The 22,386-nt window shown below is 57.6% G+C and carries 22 protein-coding genes and 1 pseudogene; 11 read left to right on the top strand and 12 right to left on the bottom strand.

Annotated features, from left to right (window positions below; all coding sequences use genetic code 11):
• Positions 1–17: 17 nt before the first annotated feature.
• Genes AC1MEE_RS12640 through AC1MEE_RS12630 form a run of 3 tightly spaced genes read right to left on the bottom strand, consistent with a single transcriptional unit; the run spans position 18 to position 2,039 of the window.
• Complete coding sequence (locus AC1MEE_RS12640) at positions 18–821, bottom strand: polysaccharide biosynthesis/export family protein (RefSeq protein ID WP_480415662.1); 804 nt, start codon at positions 819–821, stop codon at positions 18–20.
• A gap of 7 nt (positions 822–828) precedes the next feature.
• The gene (locus AC1MEE_RS12635) at positions 829–1,740 is read right to left on the bottom strand and encodes a glycosyltransferase family 2 protein (RefSeq protein ID WP_480415661.1); all 912 of its coding nucleotides are present in this window, start codon (positions 1,738–1,740) and stop codon (positions 829–831) included.
• Positions 1,731–2,039, bottom strand: a complete 309-nt coding sequence (locus AC1MEE_RS12630) for a hypothetical protein (protein WP_480415660.1) — start codon at positions 2,037–2,039, stop codon at positions 1,731–1,733. The genes AC1MEE_RS12635 and AC1MEE_RS12630 overlap by 10 nt, the downstream gene beginning before the upstream one ends.
• Before the next feature lie 211 nt (positions 2,040–2,250).
• Between AC1MEE_RS12630 and AC1MEE_RS12625 the strand changes: the two genes are divergently transcribed.
• Together AC1MEE_RS12625 and AC1MEE_RS12620 are read left to right on the top strand one after the other, a co-directional pair.
• Positions 2,251–3,483 (top strand): MFS transporter, encoded by a 1,233-nt coding sequence (locus AC1MEE_RS12625; protein WP_480415659.1) that lies wholly within the window; start codon positions 2,251–2,253, stop codon positions 3,481–3,483.
• Positions 3,484–3,928: 445 nt separating this feature from the next.
• A complete protein-coding gene (locus tag AC1MEE_RS12620; protein WP_480415658.1) occupies positions 3,929–4,966 on the top strand; it encodes a zinc-dependent alcohol dehydrogenase family protein in 1,038 nt (345 codons plus the stop codon).
• Positions 4,967–5,155: 189 nt separating this feature from the next.
• Here AC1MEE_RS12620 and AC1MEE_RS12615 read toward each other — a convergent pair whose 3' ends face one another.
• Positions 5,156–5,485, bottom strand: coding sequence for a DHCW motif cupin fold protein (locus AC1MEE_RS12615; protein ID WP_480415657.1), 330 nt, complete (start codon positions 5,483–5,485; stop codon positions 5,156–5,158).
• Between the two features lie 33 nt (positions 5,486–5,518).
• Positions 5,519–5,824, bottom strand: a complete 306-nt coding sequence (locus tag AC1MEE_RS12610) for an NIPSNAP family protein (protein WP_480415656.1) — start codon at positions 5,822–5,824, stop codon at positions 5,519–5,521.
• 100 nt (positions 5,825–5,924) lie between these two features.
• Here AC1MEE_RS12610 and AC1MEE_RS12605 point away from each other — a divergent pair, with 100 nt between their 5' ends.
• The gene (locus AC1MEE_RS12605; RefSeq protein ID WP_480415655.1) at positions 5,925–6,938 is read left to right on the top strand and encodes an alpha/beta hydrolase; all 1,014 of its coding nucleotides are present in this window, start codon (positions 5,925–5,927) and stop codon (positions 6,936–6,938) included.
• Here the strand turns inward: AC1MEE_RS12605 and AC1MEE_RS12600 are convergent.
• Positions 6,898–7,659, bottom strand: a complete 762-nt coding sequence (locus AC1MEE_RS12600; RefSeq protein WP_480415654.1) for a GntR family transcriptional regulator — start codon at positions 7,657–7,659, stop codon at positions 6,898–6,900. The genes AC1MEE_RS12605 and AC1MEE_RS12600 overlap by 41 nt on opposite strands.
• Positions 7,660–7,804: 145 nt before the next feature.
• Here AC1MEE_RS12600 and AC1MEE_RS12595 point away from each other — a divergent pair, with 145 nt between their 5' ends.
• The 6 genes and pseudogenes from AC1MEE_RS12595 to AC1MEE_RS12570 all read left to right on the top strand — a co-directional run bounded on the left by AC1MEE_RS12595 (position 7,805) and on the right by AC1MEE_RS12570 (position 13,620).
• Complete coding sequence (locus AC1MEE_RS12595) at positions 7,805–8,644, top strand: ABC transporter ATP-binding protein (protein WP_480415653.1); 840 nt, start codon at positions 7,805–7,807, stop codon at positions 8,642–8,644.
• On the top strand, positions 8,641–9,642 hold the full coding sequence (locus AC1MEE_RS12590) for an ABC transporter substrate-binding protein (protein ID WP_480415652.1): 1,002 nt from the start codon (positions 8,641–8,643) through the stop codon (positions 9,640–9,642). Before AC1MEE_RS12595 ends, AC1MEE_RS12590 begins: the two co-directional genes overlap by 4 nt.
• Before the next feature lie 7 nt (positions 9,643–9,649).
• Positions 9,650–10,399, top strand: coding sequence for an ABC transporter permease (locus tag AC1MEE_RS12585; RefSeq protein ID WP_480415651.1), 750 nt, complete (start codon positions 9,650–9,652; stop codon positions 10,397–10,399).
• Positions 10,400–10,459: 60 nt separating this feature from the next.
• Positions 10,460–12,829 (top strand): CehA/McbA family metallohydrolase domain-containing protein, encoded by a 2,370-nt coding sequence (locus AC1MEE_RS12580; protein ID WP_480415650.1) that lies wholly within the window; start codon positions 10,460–10,462, stop codon positions 12,827–12,829.
• A gap of 5 nt (positions 12,830–12,834) precedes the next feature.
• Positions 12,835–12,987: pseudogene (locus AC1MEE_RS12575) on the top strand (OmpA family protein); the annotation flags it as partial.
• A gap of 291 nt (positions 12,988–13,278) precedes the next feature.
• On the top strand, positions 13,279–13,620 hold the full coding sequence (locus AC1MEE_RS12570; RefSeq protein WP_480415649.1) for a DUF190 domain-containing protein: 342 nt from the start codon (positions 13,279–13,281) through the stop codon (positions 13,618–13,620).
• A 5-nt stretch (positions 13,621–13,625) separates the two neighbouring features.
• Here AC1MEE_RS12570 and AC1MEE_RS12565 read toward each other — a convergent pair whose 3' ends face one another.
• Genes AC1MEE_RS12565 through AC1MEE_RS12555 form a run of 3 tightly spaced genes read right to left on the bottom strand, consistent with a single transcriptional unit; the run spans position 13,626 to position 16,462 of the window.
• Positions 13,626–14,996, bottom strand: coding sequence for a sensor histidine kinase (locus AC1MEE_RS12565; RefSeq protein WP_480415648.1), 1,371 nt, complete (start codon positions 14,994–14,996; stop codon positions 13,626–13,628).
• Positions 14,993–15,655 (bottom strand): response regulator, encoded by a 663-nt coding sequence (locus AC1MEE_RS12560; RefSeq protein ID WP_480415647.1) that lies wholly within the window; start codon positions 15,653–15,655, stop codon positions 14,993–14,995. The genes AC1MEE_RS12565 and AC1MEE_RS12560 overlap by 4 nt, the downstream gene beginning before the upstream one ends.
• A gap of 36 nt (positions 15,656–15,691) precedes the next feature.
• The gene (locus tag AC1MEE_RS12555) at positions 15,692–16,462 is read right to left on the bottom strand and encodes an SDR family oxidoreductase (RefSeq protein ID WP_480415646.1); all 771 of its coding nucleotides are present in this window, start codon (positions 16,460–16,462) and stop codon (positions 15,692–15,694) included.
• A gap of 271 nt (positions 16,463–16,733) precedes the next feature.
• Between AC1MEE_RS12555 and AC1MEE_RS12550 the strand changes: the two genes are divergently transcribed.
• Complete coding sequence (locus tag AC1MEE_RS12550; RefSeq protein ID WP_480415645.1) at positions 16,734–17,279, top strand: cytochrome b; 546 nt, start codon at positions 16,734–16,736, stop codon at positions 17,277–17,279.
• A gap of 36 nt (positions 17,280–17,315) precedes the next feature.
• On the opposite strand, the gene AC1MEE_RS12545 is transcribed toward AC1MEE_RS12550, so the two are convergent.
• Positions 17,316–18,578 (bottom strand): arsenic transporter, encoded by a 1,263-nt coding sequence (locus AC1MEE_RS12545; protein ID WP_480415644.1) that lies wholly within the window; start codon positions 18,576–18,578, stop codon positions 17,316–17,318.
• Positions 18,579–19,080: 502 nt separating this feature from the next.
• Here AC1MEE_RS12545 and AC1MEE_RS12540 point away from each other — a divergent pair.
• Positions 19,081–19,392 (top strand): DUF6124 family protein, encoded by a 312-nt coding sequence (locus AC1MEE_RS12540; protein ID WP_480415643.1) that lies wholly within the window; start codon positions 19,081–19,083, stop codon positions 19,390–19,392.
• A 79-nt stretch (positions 19,393–19,471) separates the two neighbouring features.
• On the opposite strand, the gene AC1MEE_RS12535 is transcribed toward AC1MEE_RS12540, so the two are convergent.
• Positions 19,472–20,806 (bottom strand): IS110 family RNA-guided transposase, encoded by a 1,335-nt coding sequence (locus tag AC1MEE_RS12535; protein WP_480410955.1) that lies wholly within the window; start codon positions 20,804–20,806, stop codon positions 19,472–19,474.
• Between the two features lie 838 nt (positions 20,807–21,644).
• The gene (locus tag AC1MEE_RS12530; protein ID WP_480416223.1) at positions 21,645–22,346 is read right to left on the bottom strand and encodes a 2OG-Fe(II) oxygenase; all 702 of its coding nucleotides are present in this window, start codon (positions 22,344–22,346) and stop codon (positions 21,645–21,647) included.
• Positions 22,347–22,386 lie beyond the last annotated feature (40 nt).

Raw genomic sequence — 22,386 nt, 5'->3', positions numbered from 1 at the left:
TGGTCAAGTGCAGCTCATTAAGGTGTAGTTGTATTTCTTACGGTCGTGCTCGTGCTCTGCTGGTTGAGTTCGTAGTTGAAGCCCATGCTAATCCCCTTGTTGATCGGGAACAGCTTGGTGAAGTACATGTCGACGGCTTCAACCGTGCTGCCGATCGTCGACTGCGGCACGTAGATCAGGTCACCACGTTGCAAGGTCACCACCGGATGCTGCGGGTCTTTGAGCATCATGCTCAGGTCGATGAAATACATTTTGTAGCGGCCGTCGCTGCCGACGCGCAGCAGGGCGATGTTGGAGCTGTCAGCCGAGGACAACACGCCGCCGGAGCTGAAGAGCGCCTGCTCGACTGAAACGGCGCCGGCCAGGTTGAAAAAGGCCGGATTGACCACTGCGCCGCCGACGAATACACGGTTGCTCGGGGCAACTGCGATGTTCACGGTCACGTTGGGTTCACGAAAGGTGCGTGTGTTTCTCTGGCTGATCTCCTGGCCAAGGTCTTCCGGCGTCCGCTGGGCTGCCTTGATCCGCCCGACATAGGGCATCGAGATAAAACCGTCAGGGCGCACCACGAACAAATTCATGTCATCGGGGGCGTTGACCGGTTCCTGGGCATCGCGAACGATGCGAAGAGTGTCACCGGCCTGGATCAGCACTTGGGCGGGCGGCAGTTGGGCGAGCGTCAGGGCTGCCTGATGACCGGCCTGGAGCGTTTTACTGTCCGGAAGCGCGACATGCGCGGGGGTCGAGCAGCCGCCGAGCAGTATCGAGGCGGTCAGAATGCTCAACAGACAAAGCCGGTAACGCAGGTTAATAGTCATCATTAACAGCTCACGTCCAATAGTTGGAAAACATACTGAGGCGGCGCTTGAATCTCGTCGGTAGATGCCTTTCATAGTGGCCGAGGCGAAAGCCCAGCAACTTCAGTATGGTGCGCAACAGCGCTTCCGGTACTCGGTGCAACGCGCCGGCCTCACGAAGTGCGCATAATTCAGCGAGCACGTATCGTTTGCCTTCGCCGCTCGCATCGCCAAACGTCTGACAAATCCACTCCTCGCGACCGTAGAACACGCCAATATCGAAATAGCGGCGAAATTCGTCGATCAGGCTGTACCCGTGAGAATGTTCGACGCATGCACTTGCAGCGTAGCGTACAAGGCGTCCGTTGATGAGCATGCGGGCGGCCACATAGGCGTCCTCACTGCCGATAACATCCATAGGGAAGCCACCGACGGCCTCCAGCGCGGAGCGTCGGTAGATCGAAAATGAGTCCGAGCTAAAGCAGGTCTTGATTCCCAGTTCGGGGGCATCGGCCAGGCTTTTACTGCGGCTTTGATCCGGGTAATTGAAGTATCGTGACTGAGCCTCCAGCACACCTGCACCGGGGCGCGGCAGTTGCCGGCCGTAGGCGACACCAATTCGAGGGTCTACTTGCAGCTCGTCGAACAGATTGGCGAACGTCTGCGGGGTGGCCGGGATCGCATCCTGGGTAAGAAAGATCAGTACATCGGCGTCTACCTGCTGGCTGGCCCAGCGGCGCGTGCCACCATGATTGAACGCCGCTGCTTCAATCATTTCGACCCGGGCGCCAAAATCGCGAAACCGACTGACGGTAGCGTCGTGAGAGCTGCTATCCACCACCAGTACCGTGTCCGGTTGCAGCATTTGCGCGGCAAGCGCGGGTAACAACCGGTCGAGATGCATCGCCGCATTGCGGGTGGGAATGATCAGAGCTATGCGCATGAGCCCTTCGACTCCGTGCGCATGAGGCCATAGGTGTCGTCAACCCGCACGCCGAGGGACTGAAACAGGCTGTCTATCGATTTAGCACGCATTAACATCCCTCGCCGCACCACCGGGTGTTCCCGGTTCGGTCGCAAATAGATAGAAAACGCTGGACTTCCTTTTTCGGCGTACTGCAAATCGAACAAATTTTCGCTAGAGAAAATTGCCATCACATTTTTATGTGTAAGGAAAACGATCTCGTCGCAACAGGCATGATTGTCAAAATATGGAATTGTGTCAAGTGTTTGACGATCCATAGAAATGTTCTTTCTAGGTGTCAAAATACGACGTTTTATTGACGAATAATTTTCTGACTATTTCTAACATTGTGAAGTGTTGTGTAGGAATACAAGTGAACTGTATGACTGGATCTGCAAGCCAATTTGATATTTTTAGTTACTTTTCACCTGCTCAGGATGAAGTCATGCCCCTCTCAGTCAGCTTGCTTTCGATCCAAAGCGAACGGTCATGATCGACCGTCCGCCGGGAAGTGCGTTGCCGTTGAAAGGCCTGTTCGGCTTTTTTTGCCTAGGCAGTTATCTGCTGTCAATGTCGTATGGCATGCTCTTTTTACTGGCGCTCATGCTCGGCTCGCATGGAGGAAGTGAGGCCGACGCCGGCACTGTTATTTCCGTAGCAATGCTGAGTACGCTAGTTGCCGTGATCTTTTCCGGGCATTTGACTGATCTGATGGGTGCACCCAAGGCCATTGCAGGCAGTGGGTTATTCCTCGCCATCGCCTGTCTGGGTTTTGCTTCGACGCCTTCGTTCGGTACTACGCTGATGGCGTTCGGTCTGGTCCTGGGGTTTGGTTGGGGCGTTTTCTACGCGTTGGGCCCGATCATCGTGGCAATGATTATCGAGCCAGCACGGCGAGTTCAATATTTTGCCTTGCTCTCGGGCAGCATGATGGCCGGGATCGGCACAGGCCCCATGGTAGGGCGCGCCACTACTGCGCTAGGGTATTCGGTTGAATCGGCTTTTTATGTCGCCGCGGCAGCCAGTCTGGTCGGTGGGGCGGTGTTCTTCTTCCTTGGGCCACTCATAAAACGTCAGCAATCCACACTGGGTACCGTCGCGGTTTGCAAGATTTCGGGAGCTGCGGTTGGCGCTGTCATGAGCTCCAAGGCCGTCTTCGCAATTATCATGGTGGGGCTGGGCGGTTGCATTTTTGGGGGGCTTTCCAGTTTCCAGACGTCCTACGCCGCTTTGCACAGTCTGGATTACTCGCTGTTTTTCCTCGGGTTCATGTGCGCCGCCATTTCCTGCCGCCTGTTGATCGCTGGCTTTATCGTCAATCGCGATCCGTATGTCACCTCCTGTGTGTTGACCGCGTTGACGGTGATCTCGATTCTGATGTTTATCTTTTCGGTCGGGTCGCCATTCAGCTATCTGCTGGCGGCCGTCACTCTGGGGGTGGGTTACGGACTTACTTATTCGGTCATCAACGGCCTGGCGGCCAACGAGGCGCCAATGGGGCTTACTTCCCAATCGTTGCTGCTTTTCAGCCTTTCATATGTCGTAGGTGTGTTCGGTTTCCCGTTGTTGGCGGGCAAAGTGATTGTCACCTACGGAATGTCAGTCCTGCTTTATACAATTCTGACCGTGTCCGTTCTCAATTGGGCAATCACGGCTTTGCGCTGGGGCTTGCGCAAAACTGCACTCGCAAAGAGGCTCCCCATGACCCACGTCAACGATTGAAACAATCAGCCTGCTATAAGTAGGGGCCTGTGTTGCACGTAAAATTCGGGTTTTCAGTTCGATGAAGGGGTGAGGCATGCCCCTTTAGCGGTGTTGGTACTTGGAAGATTCCGCCCCGTCTTCGACGCTGCGCTGTCGTGCAGCAAACTCGGTCTCGATTCTGCCCGAAGGGCGTAGGAGCTGACTTGTCTGCGATAAGGGCCGAAGGACCTTCCAGCGATATCGTGTCCAGCCATTTTGCGACTGCTTCGCAGCCGATCGCAGACAAGTCAGCTCCTACAGAGGGTCAGCGTTTGGCTGGAAACTTAACAACATTTATTCATTATTTTTCAACGGCTTATGCGTTGTTTGATAGGAGTTTGTACTCGGAAACCCAAGTGTCCAGGTGACGTATCGGCTATGCGCCCGACTGGATGGTTTGCGTCTTAGTTGAGGAGTGACAATTGTGAAAGCGCTCGTTTATCAAGGTCCTGGCGAGAAATCCTGGGAGGACAAACAAAGCCCCGTGGTCGAAAAGCCCACGGACGCTGTCGTGCGAATCACCCACACCACTATTTGTGGTACTGACCTGCATATCCTCAAAGGTGATGTCCCCTCGGTGACGAAAGGTCGGACCTTGGGCCATGAGGGTGTCGGTGTGGTGGAGGCAGTCGGTTCGGCCGTACGCAATTTCAAACAGGGCGATCATGTCCTGATTTCGTGTGTCACCTCCTGCGGCAGTTGCGCCAACTGCAAGCGTCAGCTGTATTCGCATTGTGCTGATGGCGGCTGGATTCTGGGTCATATGATCGACGGTACCCAGGCGCAACAGGTGCGAATTCCTCACGCGGACAATAGCTTGTACCCGATTCCTGCCGGGGCGGATGAAGAAGCACTGGTCATGTTGAGCGATATCCTACCCACCGGTTTCGAGATAGGGGTACTGTCGGGGAAGGTAAAACCGGGTGATTCCGTTGTGGTGGTGGGTGCCGGTCCGGTCGGATTGGCCGCCTTGCTCACCGCCCAGTTCTATTCTCCCGCCATGCTGATCGTGGTGGATGCCGACCCAAATCGACTGGAAGTCGCGAAAAAATTTGGCGCCACGCACACCATAGACATCAACGTGGAAAACGCGGTCGAGCGGATCTTCGAGTTGACCGATGGCATTGGCGTGGATGTGGCCATTGAAGCGGTCGGCATTCCCGCGTCCTTCGACACCTGTCAGCAGGTGATTGCTCCGGGTGGGCATATCGCCAACGTCGGTGTGCATGGCAAAAGTGTGGAACTGCATCTGGAAAAGCTGTGGATTCAAAACATCAATATCTCCACCGGTCTGGTCAATACCAATACCACTCCGATGTTATTGAAAACGGTTCAGTCCGGAAAAATAGAACCGGGTCAGCTCATCACGCATCGCTTCAAACTCGACGACATCCTGCAAGCCTATGAGGTCTTTGCCAACGCGGCGAAAGAAAAGGCCATAAAAGTGATTCTGTCTCAATAGAGGGTCTTCGATGACGGTCCCAGGAGGTCGCATGGATGATCAGGCACTTGTCTCATTGCGTCCGCCCTCCGAGGGGCTGTTGCTGGTGGTGAACGCAGGTTCCTCAAGCATTAAATAACCCGCTGGCAGGGCTGATCGTTCCTTTGGAGGTTGGCCTCATCACCTGGCAGTTGGCGCCTGCGCAAGTGATCAATCGACAATAAACAGCCGCGCACCCTGTTCGGAGGAGGAGCGATGCGGCTCCGCATCATCGGCCACCTGATAGCTCATGCCCGCCGTCAGAGTGAATTGGCGACCATCCTCAAGTTCCGTATGCAGTTCGCCCTCCAGGCAGAATAGGATGTGGCCTTTGACGCACCAATGGTCAGCCAGGTAGCCCGGTGTGTACTCGACCATGCGCACCCGCATCGACCCGAATTGCCGGGTACGCCAGTAGGCGAATCCCCGTTCTCCCTTGTGTTCGATTTTTTCGATCTGTGACCAGTCGGTGATGCCGAACGGAATGTCGTTTATCTGCATGAAAGCTTCCACAGGAAAGAGGGGATGTGAGGCTCAGGCCAGCACGGGACGTAGAAAAGTGCGCTCATAGTTGAGAATGAATTTCTTCTCTACAACCGAAGCTACCAGCGCCTTGCTCTCTGAGTCACTGACAGCGATGTGACGGTAGGATTCATAGTCAGCCAGGGAAGGAAAGCTGAACAGGCAGTAAGCGATATTGCTGGCGCCTTCGGAGGGCAGGAAATACCCGTGATGAGTCCCACCCAAGCGCTCGACAACTTTTATCCAGGCTTTTGAATAGCTTTCGAAATCGTCAAGCTGGTAGGGATCAATGACATATTTAACGTGGCAGGTTATCACCAGGGACGCTCCAGACAGTAAGTAGGCAGGTTGATGGTTGGCGCTTATGATTCATGGGGTATTGATCACCCTATTATGAAAGGCGAAGCGGAGCCAGAGGTTGAAGACAGATCAACATTATGAGGTCCAAACATATTGGAAGCAGTATCAAGCCTTCTTCCCCGCACGCGCGCAGATAACGACCGACAATGCGCCGGATGAAGCGTGGTATTCCTGGCGCAACGCGTCGATTCACCTGGATCGGTTCCTCTGCGCAACGTCGCCGTTGACGATCATCGTGATTCACGGGGGCGGGGGTTACAGTAGGTTATTAGCACCGATAGGACGCCTGCTGCACGCTGGCGGCTACGAAGTCATCATTCCGGATCTCCCTGGATACGGTCTTAGTCAAGCGCAGGGTGCAATAGTCTCCTATGAGGCATGGGTCGATCTTATATGTGACATTGCGGCTACCGAATTTCGTCGCAATGGCCGGCGTGTCGTTCTATGCGGTGGTAGTTTGGGCGGCTATTTGGCTTATCTATGCGCTGCGCGAATGGACGAGAAGCTGATCTGCGGAATCATTGCGACGACCCTGGCCGACCCACGATCATCACGGGTAAAGCGGCAGTTCGCACGCAACGCAGTCGTGCGCTACACCATGATGCCCCTGATGCCTTACCTGACGCCTCTCATCGGTAAACTCCGACTGCCTGTGAAGTGGTTTACCAGAATGGATGCCATGTCGAACAACCCGGTGCTGAACCGCCTCATCGCCAGAGATCCTTGTGGCGGTGCCGTCCGCGTGCCGATCAACTTCATGCACTCGATATTTACAACAACACCGGACATCGAGCCTGAGCAGTTCGATAAGTGTCCTGTCTTGTTGGTCCATCCTGCCAATGATCGCTGGACCAGCATCGACTCAAGTCTGCCTTTCTTTAACCGTCTAAGGGGGGAGAAAGAATTGGTGATGCTTGAAAACTGCGGGCACTTCCCGGTGGAAGAACCCGGTATTTCACAACTTGAACACGCTGCAATGAAATTTCTCACCGCACTGGGTAACCCTATCGTCCCCAACAGGGAGGGGGCTGTTATGGCGTCAGGACAGGATCCGTTGTCCGAGTGTTCTTGAAGACGCCACTGAGAACGAATGCATAGCGCTCCGGCCGGATAAAAAAGGTCGTACGGTCGCAGCACTGGCCATTGGCAAACCAGGATGTCCGCTCCATCACCAGCAGTGCAGCTCCGCGTTTGACCTGCAGGGCGCTGGCCAGACTTTTGTCGGCCTCTTGCGCACGAATTGCCAGGTCGGCGCGGGCCACCGCCGAGCCGGTGATTGACTCGAGAATGGAGTAAATCGGGCGATGCTCGACTTCAGTCCATATCACGTCAGCCATCTCGGCAGGCAGATGACTGCGTCCCAATGCGATGGGTTCGTCGTCAACAAAATGCAGCCGCTGCAGAAACAGACACTCGTCAGCGTCGCCAAACAGGGTGCGCAGCAGGTCCGGCACTGGCTGCAAGTCATGGCTGATAACACGCATGCCTGGCTTGAGACCCTGTAGCAATAAGGCTTCGTGAAAACTGCGCAATGCATCGAGGTCATGGCGAACCTGTTTGGCGGCAACAAAGGTGCCTTTGCCTTGTTTGCGTTCCACGACCCCGTCGTCACTGAGCTTACCCACCGCCAGCCGAACCGTGACGCGGCTGACCGCAAAGCGTTTTCCCAACTCCGCTTCTGACGGAAGTTTGCCGGTGGGTTCGTAATCGCCACGTTGAATTTCTTCGAGCAGCTGGTGGGCGATCTGTTCGTAGAGCGAGGTCGTGCTGTCGCGAAAAATGGGCATGGACACGGGTGGATTCCATTACCAGAGAAGCGGGGCGGGTAGGGCCTTGAGCCTTCACTTCTAAGGTTATAAAAATAGGTTATTGGGACTACTTGTATTAATACGTATTATGTCAGGTATTCCCATTGTAAACGACCTGACCTCACTTGCCATGCCTGAAACCAATCCTTATACACATCAGCAAGCTGACGCACTGACGGTCGATGACATCAGTTTCAGCTACCCCAATGGGCATCGCGTATTTTCCTCGTTCAGCCTGAACGCCAGGCCTGGAGAGTTCGTCGCGATTCTGGGCCCGTCCGGTTGCGGGAAAACCACACTGCTGAACCTGTTGTCAGGTTTTCAGCAACCCGAGAGCGGTCAGGTCCGCATCAACCAGACCGCCGTGCGACCGGAGCGTTCGGAGCTGGGCTACGTGTTTCAGTCGCCACAGCTGTTTCCCTGGTTGAGCGCCTTGGAAAACGTCCGTTTCGGTTTGCGAATGGCCGCTGAAACCAGCGAACTGGAGCAGCACGCCCAAGCCCTGCGCTACCTGCGTCTGGTCGGGCTGGAGCATGCCGCGCAGCGCTTGCCGCATCAGCTGTCCGGCGGCATGCAGCAGCGGGTCTCACTGGCCAGGACTCTGGCGCTCGAACCCAGCGTATTGCTGATGGACGAGCCGTTCGCTGCGCTGGACGCCATCAGTCGCAACAGCATGAATGAAGAAACCCTGCGGATCTGGGCCGAGCTGGGTCAGACGGTGCTGTTTATCACCCACGATATCGACGAAGCGGTGTTTCTGGCAGATCGCGTCATTGTCTTGAACATCGCCCCCGGTGGTATCCATAGCGAGCTGAAGATCACTCTGCCGCGCCCTCGCTTTAATCTGAAGACTCGCCGCTTGCCGGCCTTTCTGGACTATCGCAATGAGCTGATGGAGCGCATTTCCCAAGTCATGGAAACGTCCAGCGCTGTCGTTTTGCCCACCCGCCAACCTGAGTTGATCGCATGATTAAACGTACGCTGCTTGCCCTTTCATTGTCTGTTGCCGCAGCGGCAAGCAGCACGTTTGCCATGGCCGACGATGAGAAACCGCTGCGTGTGGGTTATGTCTTCGCCATGGCCAACGCCCCGGCATTGATTGCCGACAAGCAAGGTTTTTACCGCGAAGAGGGCCTGACTGTAGACCTCAAGGCGTTGGGCGATGGTCCGGTGATTCAGCAGGCGCTGGCGGCGGGTGAACTGGATGTTGCGTATGTCGGTACGCCACCGGTGTATCAATGGTTTTCACGGGGCTTGCAAAGCCGGATTCTGGCCAAGGTCAACTACGGTCAGGCCGCGGTCATCGTCAACAGCAACAGCCCGATCACCCACCTCGACGAGCTCAAGGGCAAGAAACTGGCGGGCGTCAAGAAAGGCAGTGGCATGGACGTGTTGTTGCGCGGTTATGTGCTGAAGGAAAAGGCTGGGCTCAATCCTGACAAGGACCTGGACATCATCGATATGCCACCGGGCAATATGAATGCGGCGCTGGATCGAGGGATCGTCGACGCCGCGTTTTCCTGGGAGCCCTTTGTCAGCCAGGCGTTGCTGCGCGGGTCGAGCCGGATCCTGCTCGATGTGAACCAGGCGCTACCCCAATACCCGTGGTACGTGGTCATCGCGCTGCCCAAAACCTTGCAGGAGCGGCCGGACGACGTGGTGAAACTGCTGCGCGCGCACCGCAAGGCCATCGCTTTCCTCAACGAGCATCCCGCCGAGTCGAACCGGATCATCGCCGAGGCGTTCAAGCTTGAGCCGATACAGGGAACGGACGGCCAGACCATCGCCCCGGAAGCGATCGTTGCTCAGGCACGCACGCGACTGGGCTGGTCGGCTGACTTGCAGCCTTCTGACATTCAGTTCATCCAGCGCTTGATGAATGACTCCCACGACCTGGGTTTTATCGATACCACGCTCAAGACCGAACAGATCGTGGACACCTCCTACCTGGAAAAAGCCTCGCGCTGAGTCTGTCATGTCCCTGCCAAAACTGAACTGGGGATGGGCGTCGTTGCCATTCCTGCTACTGATATGGATGGCGCTGGCCAGCCGCTTTCCGACCTACGTCCTGCCCCAGCCCTGGGATGTCGCCCGCGAGGCTGTTCGCTGGCTGGGTGATGGTTCCCTCTGGCTGCAAGTCAGAGCCAGCGTTCTGGAAGAGGTCGGTGGTTTCTGCGCTGCAGTGATCGTCGCGATTCTGCTGGGCACTGCCGGTGGTCTGTCCCGGCGTTTTCGCGATTTCGTCTCGCCGCTCAACAGCCTGTTCATGGCCATCCCGCCCATCGCCTGGGCGCCGTTGATCATGATCGTTTTTGGCTTGGGCTATTTCGCCATCGTGCTGGTGATCTTCATCGCGGCGGTGTTTCCCATGGCGGTAACCATTCAGGAGGGCGTGCAGAGCATTGGTGGCGGTGAAGTCCGCGCGGCCCGCACCTTGGGCGCCAATCCCTGGCAGTTGCTGGCCCACGTCTATTTGCCAGCCTCGTTGCCCTTCGTGACGGCTGCTTTGCGCATCGGCTTCAGCCAAGGCTGGAGGGCGCTGGTCGCTGCGGAAATGATCGGGGCGTCGCAAGGCATCGGCTGGATGGTGTCGATGGGCGGCCAGATCGGCAACAGCAGCCAGGTGTTGCTGGGCATTGTTCTGATCGGGCTGATTGCCTGGCTGATGGAAAGCTTTGTGTTCAGGCGCATCGAGCGGCACTACCAGAAATGGCGAGTGCAATGAGTCTGCGGATTTTCTTTCGAACCACCCCAAACCTTCAGTGGACCACTACCGAGGTGTCATGTGAGTAACGCTTTCGATCCCCGCGAAGCCGGGCATTATATTGCTCCGCAAGGCCTGTACGAACGAAACAAGAAACGCCCGTTCCTGGGCAGTATCAGCTGCGACCGTGACACCCTGATCGCCGGCCAATGGGATGAAATCACCCTGGTCTATGAGGTCGGCGGCAGCGGTCTGGCCGATGGCGCCTGGTTGAAGCTGGCGTTCAAGTTCTACTCTGACTGGGCGCTGTTCCAGACCTCGAACCCGACCGGACCCAACTATGTCAGCGCCGAATATCAGGCTGGCGAACTGGCGCCCGGTCAGAGCCAGGCCACGGTGCAACACCTGAAAGTGCGGTTCGACCAGAAGGGCCATGAGCGACCGTTTCAGAAAGCGATCATCATCGACATCATCGACGGCTACCTGAACCCGGGCGATAAAATCACTATTCGCCTGGGGGATCGTCGGCAGGGCGGTGCGGGGACACGGGTGCAGAGTTTTGTTGAAAAAGAGTTCCGCTTCCGTCTGTTCATCGACCCACTGGGCAGTTCGAAATTTGCTGAAGTACCAGGAGATCCCTTGCTGAATATCGTGCCGGGCCCGCCGCAGACGGTGCAGGTGATCGTGCCTCGGTTGGTCAGTGCGAGTGAAGCATTCGACGTGCTGCTCAGGGTCGACGATGCCTGGGGCAATACCTGCCGCAACCTGCCACTGACGGGCCTCCTGACCCTTGTCGACCCTGAAGGGATCGAGCGTCACCAGCCGTTTACCTTGGCCGCCGAAGGATGGGCGATCACTCGTTTGAGCGGTCTCGAACTGGATGCGCTGGGTGAATGGCGCCTGTCGGCCAAGGTTGACGCGCCATTTGTGAGCACGGCTCAGGCGTTCGTCACCGTCGATCAGGCAGGAAAGGCATTGCGTCCGCTGTACGCCGACCTGCATGTGCATTCCGACGACACGGTGGGCACCAACGACACCCTGTACAACCTCAGCTACGGTCGCGACGTCGCCGGGCTCGATGTGCTCGGCTACACCGCCAACGACTTCAACATCACCGAGCAGCGCTGGGATCAGGCGGTCAAGCTGATTCATGAACTGAACGAGCCTGGCCGGTTCGTCTGCTACCCCGGCACTGAATGGTGCGGAAACTCTTGCGCGGGCGGCGACCGTAACGTGGTGTTCCTGCATGACCGAAAACCGGAGTTCCCCTTTGACAATCAAGGTCGGCTGGTCCGTTCTTTCGAATGGAACGAGTTCACCGCGGGCACCATTAAACCGGGCGCCTGGCCGGTGGATGAGCTGTACGCGGCGTACGCCAAGGATCCCGAAGGCCACCTGATGATGCCGCATGTGGGCGGGCGACGCTGCAACCTCGACTGGCACCATCCGGAGCTGGAGCGGTTGATCGAAGTCGGCTCGGCCTGGGGCCAGTTCCATTGGGTTTACGCCGAAGCGCTGGCGCGTGGTTATCGGGTCGGCGCTGCGGCCAACAGCGATGAGCATCAAGGGCGCTGCGGCGGCGGTGTTCCCGCCACGGCCGTGTTCGGCTCTCGTGGTGGGCTGACCGGCGTCATAGCCGATGGTTTTGATCGTGCCAGCGTCGGCAAGGCGCTTCGCGCGCGCCGCACCTTTGCCACGACCGGTGAGCGTTCGTTTGCCAGCCTGCGTCAGGGCAAGCACTTCATGGGCGAAGTCTTCACTGCCGATTCGGATGCCACGCTCGACTATCGGCTGCTGGGCGAGGCGGGCTGGGAGCAGGTCGATCTGTTCGATGGTGAAACGCTGATTTGGTCGCGTAACCTGCATCAGGAGCTGGGGTTCTCCAGTCAACGCATTCGTCTGCGGCTGGGCGGTGCCCGAATCAAGGATCGCTATCGCGGTGCTTACTGGACTGGCGAGATTCGTGTCACCGGTGCGGTGATCAAGGATTTTCGTGCCTTTGGCCTCGACCATCCCGAGCAGACCGTATGGCGTAAGGACGCCACAGGGCTGGCCTTTCGCACTGATACCAATGGCGATACCGACAGCATCGAAATCGACCTGTCACAGTTGGCTGGAGCCAACATCCAGATCAACAGCCGCATCGACAATTACATCAAAGTGGGCGACCCATCAGAGCCACAACCTTATGTGCATGCGCCTACGGTGGTGATAGCGCTGACGGGTGAAGAATTGCTGGCGCACGGGCAAGTGATTGAAGCATTGCCGGGGGCCGAGTTGAAAGTCTCCCTCGAAAGGACCACGGCCGCGCCGTTGCCCCGTGAGCTGCTAGGACAGATCGACCTTGCCCGGTTGAATCTGGAAAAGGGCCGCGAACATCCGCTGTTCATTTGCGCGCGTCAGCGTGATCAATCGAGGGTGTGGACGTCGGCCTTGTTCCTCAGCGTGTAAATCCTCTGGGCGACATCCCCGACAGTTGCTTTGCTGTCCAGGGTTTCGCAGCCAGCCAGCCGATCGCCGGCAATGACACCGAGGCCGGGCGCACGGCGAACCGTCGTGTCGATATTCGCCTGGTGCCGGAAGTGGGGGCCTGTGGGCAACCTTCATGAAACGGTCATGAGGTGGGCAGCTATGCTGAAATCATTACGGGTCATCACCGTCGTGCTGCTTTGTCGCCCCGTCTTCGACGCCGCGCTGTCGCAGCAAACTGGGTCCCTGTAGGAGCTGCCGAAGGCTGCGATAAGGTCGGTACGACCTTCAGCGGTATCAAGAACGCGACCGGTTTCCGGTCGATCGCAGCCTTCGGCAGCTCCTACAGGGGATCAGCGTTTGGTTGAAAATTGCATAAAATTTATATTTATTTTTCAACGACTTATAGGTTGTTTGACAGGAGATTAATCATGAACGGTTTTCTGGTGATTTTCTTTACTCAGCAGAGTCGTCGCTATCAGGGAAAAATGCTGGGTGACTGGGTCGTCGACCTGGCGAAAGAGCTAGGCCTGCGAGGCGCCACGCTGTCGGCCGGCATAGAGGGTTTTGGGCACACAGGCCATCTGCATTCGTCCCACCTTTTTGAGCTTGCCGATCAGCCAACCGAGATCCGTCTGGCGATTACCGAGCAAGAGTGCGTTCGTTTGTTCGAGCGCCTGGAGGCCGAGGATATTTCCTTGTTCTACATAAAGGCGCCGATCGAGTTGGGCACTGTCGGCAAAAAAGCCGATAAATCCAGCCAAGCCTCCTGATGCTGTTATCGGCTGACAGGGATTTCCAGCGTTGCACAAAGCCCCCCGCCCGGAAGATTCTCCAGGCTGACTCGACCTCTCAGGCGGATGGCGATCGTTTGTACGATGGTCAATCCCAGCCCTGCGCCATGGGCATTGCCTCGACTGTAGAAACGCTCGAAGAGCCGCTCTCGATCGGCCTCGTCGATACCTGGTCCCTGATCTTCGACAGCGAGTTTGAAGACGCCATCGACTTCTGTCAGACGAACCGTGATCAAGCCGTGTTCCGGTGAGAAGTTCGCTGCATTAGTCACCAGGTTATTCAGAGCGATGTTAATGGCGGCGGGATCGGTATCAATGAGGTGAGGGGCATCACTGACATCGAAAGACAGCTCAAGGCCCTTGCTCAGCAACCAGGGGGTCAGTTGAATCAGGCTGTCGCGCACCGTGGCCGCCAGGTCGATGGCCTGCAGGGGTGGGGCGACCGCCTGAGGTTCAAGTCTGGCCATGGTCAGCAATTGGTTGACCAGCCGGCTGGTGCGATCCACGCCGACGATCAGATACTCGAGTGACGCGCGCCGTTCTTCCTCGGTGCCTGCCTCCAACAAGTTTTGCGCATGCACCCGAAGTACCGCCAAGGGTGTTCGCATTTCATGGGCCGCATCGGCAATGAAGCGCCGCTCCCGGCCGAGAACCTCTTGTATTTGCGCAAGCATGCGATTGAGTGCTGCCTGCATGGGTTCAAGTTCGCTGGGTAGCGGCTCGATTTGCAGAGGGGCCAGAGAGCCAGAGTGGCGAGCGCGCAGGGTCGCTGCCAGATGGGCCAGAGGCTTGAGCCCCCAACCAATCGCCAGCCAGATCACGGCAACGAGGATCAGGCTGCCGAGCAGATTTGGCCACAGGGTATGCAGCACGATGCGATCGACCAGCTCGAGTCGCACATCTTCACGCTCTCCGACCCAGATGCGCAGGTTGTACTGTGCATCGTCGAGAATGAAGGTTCGCCATTGATGATTTTCCGGGTCAACGAAACTGCTGAAGCCAGCGTTGGAGGGAGCTTGAGTAAAAGTGGGGGCACTGGCGGTGTAAACGAGGCGTTCGCCTTGTTGATTCCATACCTGAAAGGCGATCTTGCTCTCATAGGGATGACCGTTGACTTTAGGCGAGGCCTGGCTGAGTGCCAGGTTAAAGGCCTGGTAGAGCTCTGCATGCTCTTGACTGGCCATCGGCATGCGCATGATGCCTTGCAGCAGTCGAGCGTTCTGGGCCAGTTGGGCATCATAGACCTCGGCAATTTCATGATTGCTGTCATGCAGGTTGAAGAGGCTCATGATCAGCAGGCCGATCAGCAACAGGCCGAGGATCAGCGTCATTGTGCGCCGTCTGATGGACGTCATCGGCGCTCTTCCACCAGATAACCCACACCACGAATGGTCCGGATCAAGCCAGAGGAGAATTTCTTGCGCAGATTATGGATATGCACTTCGAGGGTGTTGCTTTCCGCCTCTTCATTCCAGCCGTAAAGCGACTGGATCAATCGTTCGCGAGTCATGACGCGTCCGGGAGGGGATAGCAGTTCATAGAGCAGCTGGTATTCCTTGGGTGTCAGCGCAACCGCATCCCCATGGTAGGTCACCTGCTGGGTGCTCGGGTCCAGACTGATATCGGCATGTTCGATCAACACCCGTGCGCGACCTGCACTTCGGCGCAGCAGAGCGCGCAGGCGGGCTTTCAATTCAGCAAGATCGAAGGGTTTGATCAGATAGTCATCCGCGCCTGCGTCCAGGCCGGCAATACGGTCTTCGGTGGCATCGCGTGCCGTGAGGATCAACATCGGCAGTGTCGAGCCACTCTGGCGCAAGCGGCGTAACACTTCGAGGCCATCCATTCGTGGCAGCCCCAGGTCGAGCACGGCCAGATCAAAGGTTTCGCTGAGCAGCGAATGTAGCGCGCTGCTGCCATCTTTCAGCCAGTCGACGGTGTAACCCTCTCGGATCAGGGCCTGATGAACACCTTCGCCGAGGGCGATGTCGTCCTCGATAAGCAGTAGGCGCACGGATGGCTCCTGTCAGTTAAGTTTCTTGCCTACAGACTACCGTCGATGCTTTCCAATGCCCAGACCGGACAGGTCTACCCAATCAGGCAGGAGACTGTTCAGGCGTACGAAGAAGCGTTCAGGCCAGCCCGGGTAGAGATCGCGACGATCACCGGCAATCGCATGGACAACCGCCTGGGCGACGGTTTGCGGGTCGTCGACGTTTGATTTCAAGGCGTCGTTCAAGGGTTGCGCCGCAGGGCTGCTCATGGAGGTCCGAACGGTACGGGGCGCCACATACAGAACACCGACACGAGTATCGGCCAGCTCGCGATTCAGGGCTTCGGAGAAGCCGCGCAGGGCGAACTTGCTTGCACAATAGCTGGCGTAACCCGGGTAGCCCATGGCGCCATAGGTGGAGCCGACATTGACCACCATGGCGCTTTTTGCTTCTTTCAACAGTGGCAACAAGGTACGCGTCAGGCAGATCGGGGCGCCGATGTTCAAGGCCAGCATGGCGGTAATTTCGGCGTCATCCAACTGTTCGAGCATGGCGAAGTGGTTGATGCTGGCGGCATTGATCAGCAGGTTCACATCGCCCATCGCCTCGGCTGCCGCGAACACTTTACGGCGGTCAGTGAGGGTGGTCAGGTCAGCTGACACCCAGCGCAGGTGGCGCGGATAATGCGCGAGTAACGGTTCGAGTGGCTCTTTGTGTCGAGCCACAGCCAACACAGTGGCGCCACTGGCGCACAGTGCACTGGCAATGGCCTGGCCGATCTCGCCGCTGGCGCCGGTCAGGACCACCCGAGCCTCAGCGAGCCGCATCGGCGTTTCCGACATGCAGGGGTAAACGGATGTTCCAGTCGAAACCGGGCATTGAGATGACTCCTCCCTTGGTCATAAGGGGTGGAGTGTCGGCGGCAAGTCTTAACGGTGTCTGAAGATGCGTTTGCGCGATCGGCTGGCGGTCTTCAGACTGGCTTAAGCCTGGAGAGTCAAGATGCCCAGGCCTGCAAGGTGATGGTTGGATCACTCAGGCTTTATATAGCCGCCTGAAATATTCGGGCAGCACACTCGACATTTACGAGGTCCGCTTATGAACCGCAGCGCAGTGCCGCAGCGTTATGGAAAACTGTCGATTACCCTGCATTGGCTGATGCTGGCGCTGTTTATCGGTGTCTATGGCTGTATCCAAATCAAAGGGCTTTTACCGCGAGGGGATGCATCAAGGGGCCTGTTTGTCGGGCTGCATGTGCTGTTCGGGCTGGCGATCTTCGCGCTGGTCTGGGTGCGATTGTTGGCTCGCTTGCAACCGAGTCCACCCATCTTGCCGCGTCCTCCCAACTGGCAGACCGGCTTGTCACACCTGACGCATCTGGCGCTTTACGCGCTGATGATCGCCACGCCGATACTCGGCTGGCTGATGTTGGCGGCAGGGGATAAACCTGTACCGTATTTTGGTTTCGTGCTGCCTGCGCCGATCACAGTCGATCCCGCATTGGCGCGGCAAATGAAGTACTGGCATGAATTGATCGGCAGCGCCGGTTACTGGCTGATCGGACTGCATGCCGCGGCCGGGCTTTTTCATCACTATTGGGTCCGTGACAACACGCTGCGGCGGATTTTGCCACGTCTGCGCTGATAGCACTCGTGCTGCCAGACCTTCCCGGGCGGCGCATCAGCTCCCGCTGATCGACAACGCCGCCAGGGCGCCGATCAAGGCTGGCGGCATCACCAGGATACCCAGGCGCAGGAAGTCGATGGCACTCACGTGCTCACCTTCGCGGCGCACGGCGATAAGCCAGAGCAAGGTGGCGAGGGAGCCGGTGATCGACAGGTTGGGCCCAAGATCGACGCCAATCAACAGGGCACTGGTGGTTGGCGTGGGCAGGTGAGCGAGATGGCCTGTCGATCCGGCGATCAAGCCGGCCGGCAGGTTGTTGATCAGGTTGCTCGCGATGGCCACGATGATTCCGGCACCCCAGGTCGCCTGGTGGCTGGAGTGCTCGGCGAGCGACGCCAGTGCGTGTGCCAGGGTATTGATGACGCCGGTTTGCGACAGCCCCTCGACCAATACAAACAAGCCCGCCACCAGCGGCAACACCCCCCAGGACACACCCCTGAGTACAGGCATTGGATTCATTCGCTGACGCATGTGGATAAGGCTCGCCGTCGCGATACCCGCGCAGAAAGTCGGCAGCCCCAATTGCAGATCGAGCGCCGACGCCAGTAGCAACAGCACGGCAGTTAGCACAATGCCAAACGCGGTCAGGCGTGCGCCGCTCGACAGTGGTTGCAACGCGATGACCGTTTCCAACGGTTTGCGAAGATGATCGCGCTGGCAGAAGCGCAGCACGGCGTAGGTCAGGCCGATAGCCGCCAGGGAGGGTAGGGTGAATTGCCATAGCCAGCTGATCAAGGGCGGCATATGGCTGCCGAAAACCACCAGGTTGGCAGGGTTGGAGATGGGCAATACAAAACTCGCGGCGTTGGCAATGAACGCACACACGAACAGGTAGGGCAGCGGCTCTGCCTTGGCCGCTTTGGCGGCGGCGTAAACAGCGGGGGTGAGCACGACTGCGGTGGCATCGTTGGAGAGGAAGATCGTCACCAGCGTACCGACCAGGAATACCAGGTCGAACAATCGCTGTCCCGAGCCCCGGGCATGTTGCGCTGCATACATGGCCAGCCAGTCGAAGAGCCCTTCCTGACGCGCCAGTTCGGCGAGCACCATCATGCCGATCAGAAACAGGTAGACGTCGCCGCCCTTGGCAATCGCGGCCAGGGCCGAGTCGAGCGGAATAAACCCGAGCCCGGTCAACAGCACGGCCGCACTGAGGGCCCAAACATATTCCGGCACATGCCAGGGGCGCAGGATCACCCCACAGATTGCCAGCGCGGCCACAATCCAGATGACCGTGTTTGGATCAAGTACTGGCATGCATGCTCCTTGAATTGAAAGCCGAGAATAGAAAGGCGAAGGTGGTGCGCGGCGAGTGTTGCGCCCAGGAATGATCTCTTCATGGGAAGCAACGTTCGAGAAGGTGAGAGGCGCCCTGTGAGTGACCGGTCACAGCTACGTAGTTTTCCCTCGCCAATGTCAGACAAATCTTCTACCACCGTAGGACTCAGACTTATTAACATGGAAGCGCCTGTGGGCAACGTCTGTCGGTTGCGCTCGATGAAGGCTGACGCTAACCTTCGCGGGTCGCTGCAAAATCAGCGATCGGGTTTGGTCACCCGTCCAATGTCAGGCGCACGAGCGCCAACCTCAGCATCTCAGGCGCTTTTTTTGTGCCCGAGGTAATGCTTCATGGTGGGCTGTGCGTGGGGCACCTTCGGGTGCGCCGGGTGCCTGACTCCTGGTTGACCAACCCGCGTACAGCTCGCCACCTATCGTTTGGTCACGGTAATGGCGGCTCCATCAAGTCAGGAGATCCACCATGGTCAAAATCACCCCCGATCCACCACAGACAAACACTACCCCGCCCCGCAATCGATTCACACCACGTCCTTCTCGCGCCACCCAACATAACCTCCCGGACAGACTGTTCCTGGTCCGCAGCCACATCAGCGCCGAAGAAGCCCTGACCACCGCCAGCGAAATCCTCGACTGCGCCGCCGCCACTGCCTACGAATCCGCCGAACAACTCGACGCCAACAACCGAAAAATGGTCGTGGCCGTCGCGTATCTGCTGGAAACCGCGCAGGAATTGGTGGAAGCCGCGTTGGCGGCTGAACGGCCCGAAACCTGATCGCCGCCTTCGCAGCGGGACGCGTAGTTGCAAGCCTGCTCTCATCAAACAAAAAATAACGCATTGTTTTTTATGCCTTTTATTTGGCCATAACTAACTGCATCCCAAGCTTGTGTGCCTTGCGTTCCAGGGCACGCAGTTGACGGTGTCGACTCTCGGCTTCATAGGCTTCCATACCTCGCTCCACGTAGGGTTGGCCTTTGGTCAACATGACGTAGATCAGGCGGGCCAGTTGATGCGCGGTGGCTTTGATGGCGCACGCGGTATCCATGCGCGCCAACCGGGCTCGATGGCTGGCGCCGATGAAGCTCTTGTCGTTGCGCGCGTTGGACGCGGCCTGCTTCAAGGCCTGCGCGGCTCGATTCGAGACCTTTGGCGGACTACCAGGCAGCTGCCTGCCGCCGGATATCCGGGTCGCAGGTGCCAGGCCGAGCCAGGAACAGAAGTGTTGTTGCGTGGGAAATCGCGATAAATCAGGCCCGATTTCGCTCGCCAGTGCCAAAGCGGTTTCGACGCCGATGGTGGGAATAGCGGTCAAATCAACGCCCATTATTTTTCCCAGCGCACGGTGCAAACGGGCTTGCTCGGCTGACGAGCGGTGCGGGCTGCGCAGTGTCTTGGCCGGCGGCAGAGGTTCATCGTTCAATACCGGCAGTCGATCAATGGCGTGAGCGATGGCCTGATCGCATTCGGCAATTTGCTGTTCCAGAAAATCATGCGTCGCCATTTCCTGAGCCAGGGCATGCAGATGCTCGGTTCGCCAGTTACCGCGCAGGCTGCGGGCAATGGTTTCATGATCGGCCTTGATGTGACCGTTTCGAAAACCGGCCAATACGTACGGATCACGCTCGCCGCCGATGATCGCGTTGAGGATTTTCTTGCCCGTCAGGCCGGTGATGTCACTGATGACAGTGGCTAGCTGGATGTTCATCTGGGTCAAGGCTTTCTGCATGCGATTGACGCTCTTGGCCTGATCGCGAACTTTCATTGCGCGCTGGCGAACCAGAGAGCGCATCGAGCAAATGTCGTCGGCGGGCCGAAAGGCGCCTCTGAGCAAGCCGTGGGTCATGAGCTGCCAAATCCACTGGCAGTCCAGCACATCGGATTTGCGCCCGGAGGTCTGGCGGGTGGCGCGGGAGTTCACCAAATACACCTCGAAGCCCCGTGCATCGAGGATTTCAAACAGCGGTATCCAGTAGACCCCGGTTGCCTCCATGGCCACGACATTGATCTTCAACGCTTCGAGCCAATCGGCTAATGCGAGCAACTCGTCGGTGAACGTTTTAAACGAGCGGACAGGGGTGTCGCTCTGGTCGGGGTTGACCCCCACCCAATGCTCGCGACTGCCAATATCGATACCCGCACAATGAGGGTGAACCACTTCAAAACGTTTCTGCTGGTTCTTGCGCGCCATGACAATTCCTCGCAGGATTGAGGGGCGCGCGGGGAGCACGGTGGCGAATGGATTCACTCTCTCATACGTGGTCACAGCTTGCTGTGCCGACAACGACTCCACGCCGATACCGTGCGGACCACTCTCCCATGCGGGTGCGTACACACCAGTGATGGCTACGGTCTTGGTCCCCGCGCGCGCTTCGATTCTACGACGTGCCCCAGTTTGCTGCGCGACAGCGCGGCGTCGAAGACGCGGCGAGGCCTCCCATCAAACAACCTGTAAACCATTGGGTTTAAAAGATTATTTTTTGGAATGCGGGATCAACTGTGGGAGCGAATTTATTCGCGAATACGGTCTATCAGGCGCCGACGATGCTGGATGTGCCGACGCCTTCGCGAATGAATTCGCTCCCACGGGGATTCAGGGTGAACCCAACACCAAGTTTGCTGCGCGACAGCGCGGCGTCGAAGACGCGGCGAGGCCTCCCATCAAACAATCTGTAATCCATTGAAAAATAAATATGAATTTTATGAAATTTTCAACCAATCGCTGATCTCCTGTAGGAGCTGACTTGTCTGCGATCCAGTGCGAAGCGCTGGCAAAAATGGTGAATTCACCACCGCTGGAAGGTCCTTCGGCCCTTATCGCAGACAAGTCAGCTCCTACCCTCCGGGCAGAATCGAGATCCAGTTTGCTGCGCGACAGCGCGGCGTCGAAGACGGGGCGGGATCTTTCATCAAACACCCTTTAAATCATTGGTTTTAAATAATTATTTTTGGATGTGCAGGACCCACTGTGGGAGCAGGTTAAGTTTCCCCCGCCATCACTGATGTCTGGCGACGGCATGCAGGGGGTATCAGGTCGCGTCATGAAAAATGACGCCGAGGGTATGGCGGCGCCCCGAGTGCAAGCGGCTGACACCGTGGCGCATGTTGACCCGATAAAAGCCTCGTGTGCCCTGTATCGGGCGAACAGAGACCGCGAACACCACGGCATCACACTGGGTGAGAGGAATTACCTGCGGACGGGATTGCATGCGAGGTCGCTGCTCGGTCAAGACGAATTCACCACCTGTAAAGTCCTTGCCCGGTGCCGATAACAGAATGGCGACTTGCAGAGGGAAAACATGCTCGCCATACAGGTCTTGATGCAGGCAGTTGTAGTCGCCAGGACCGTATTGGAGCAGCAAAGGGGTAGGGCGCTTCTGGCCCGCGGCGTGGCAGCGCTCGATAAAGTCTTTGTGCACCAGCGGGAAACGAACAGGAATCTGCATCTGTTGGTTCCAGTCGTTGGCGATAGGCACCAGATGCGGGTAGATCGCGGCGCGCAGGTCCTGGATCAGCGTTGGCAGCGGATAACCAAAATACTGGTACTCACCTTTGCCGAAGCCATGTCTGGCCATCACCACCCGCGAGCGGAAGGGTTCATTCTGCTCATAGAGTGACGCTACGCGGGTGCACGCTTCGGGGGACAACAGCTTGGGCATGACGGCACAGCCATTCAGCTCCAGTTCGCGGCGAATAGCCTGCCAGTCTTGTGCGGCTATTCGCGGAATCATCCCTGATTCGAAAGAGGCTATGTGAGTGCTCATGATCGTG

The sequence above is a fragment of the Pseudomonas sp. ASL3 genome (genome assembly GCF_056680425.1).
This window is presented reverse-complemented; position numbering and strand designations above follow the sequence as displayed.

Excerpts from the sequence above, each read along its gene's own strand:
- AC1MEE_RS12640 (WP_480415662.1), bottom strand. The coding sequence starts at position 821 with ATGATGACTATTAACCTGCGTTACCGGCTTTGTCTGTTGAGCATTCTG.
- AC1MEE_RS12635 (WP_480415661.1), bottom strand. The coding sequence starts at position 1,740 with ATGCGCATAGCTCTGATCATTCCCACCCGCAATGCGGCGATGCATCTC.
- AC1MEE_RS12630 (WP_480415660.1), bottom strand. The coding sequence starts at position 2,039 with ATGGATCGTCAAACACTTGACACAATTCCATATTTTGACAATCATGCC.
- AC1MEE_RS12625 (WP_480415659.1), top strand. The coding sequence starts at position 2,251 with ATGATCGACCGTCCGCCGGGAAGTGCGTTGCCGTTGAAAGGCCTGTTC.
- AC1MEE_RS12615 (WP_480415657.1), bottom strand. The coding sequence starts at position 5,485 with ATGCAGATAAACGACATTCCGTTCGGCATCACCGACTGGTCACAGATC.
- AC1MEE_RS12595 (WP_480415653.1), top strand. The coding sequence starts at position 7,805 with ATGCCTGAAACCAATCCTTATACACATCAGCAAGCTGACGCACTGACG.
- AC1MEE_RS12590 (WP_480415652.1), top strand. The coding sequence starts at position 8,641 with ATGATTAAACGTACGCTGCTTGCCCTTTCATTGTCTGTTGCCGCAGCG.
- AC1MEE_RS12585 (WP_480415651.1), top strand. The coding sequence starts at position 9,650 with ATGTCCCTGCCAAAACTGAACTGGGGATGGGCGTCGTTGCCATTCCTG.
- AC1MEE_RS12570 (WP_480415649.1), top strand. The coding sequence starts at position 13,279 with ATGAACGGTTTTCTGGTGATTTTCTTTACTCAGCAGAGTCGTCGCTAT.
- AC1MEE_RS12565 (WP_480415648.1), bottom strand. The coding sequence starts at position 14,996 with ATGACGTCCATCAGACGGCGCACAATGACGCTGATCCTCGGCCTGTTG.
- AC1MEE_RS12555 (WP_480415646.1), bottom strand. The coding sequence starts at position 16,462 with ATGCGGCTCGCTGAGGCTCGGGTGGTCCTGACCGGCGCCAGCGGCGAG.
- AC1MEE_RS12550 (WP_480415645.1), top strand. The coding sequence starts at position 16,734 with ATGAACCGCAGCGCAGTGCCGCAGCGTTATGGAAAACTGTCGATTACC.
- AC1MEE_RS12545 (WP_480415644.1), bottom strand. The coding sequence starts at position 18,578 with ATGCCAGTACTTGATCCAAACACGGTCATCTGGATTGTGGCCGCGCTG.
- AC1MEE_RS12540 (WP_480415643.1), top strand. The coding sequence starts at position 19,081 with ATGGTCAAAATCACCCCCGATCCACCACAGACAAACACTACCCCGCCC.
- AC1MEE_RS12535 (WP_480410955.1), bottom strand. The coding sequence starts at position 20,806 with ATGGCGCGCAAGAACCAGCAGAAACGTTTTGAAGTGGTTCACCCTCAT.
- AC1MEE_RS12530 (WP_480416223.1), bottom strand. The coding sequence starts at position 22,346 with ATGATTCCGCGAATAGCCGCACAAGACTGGCAGGCTATTCGCCGCGAA.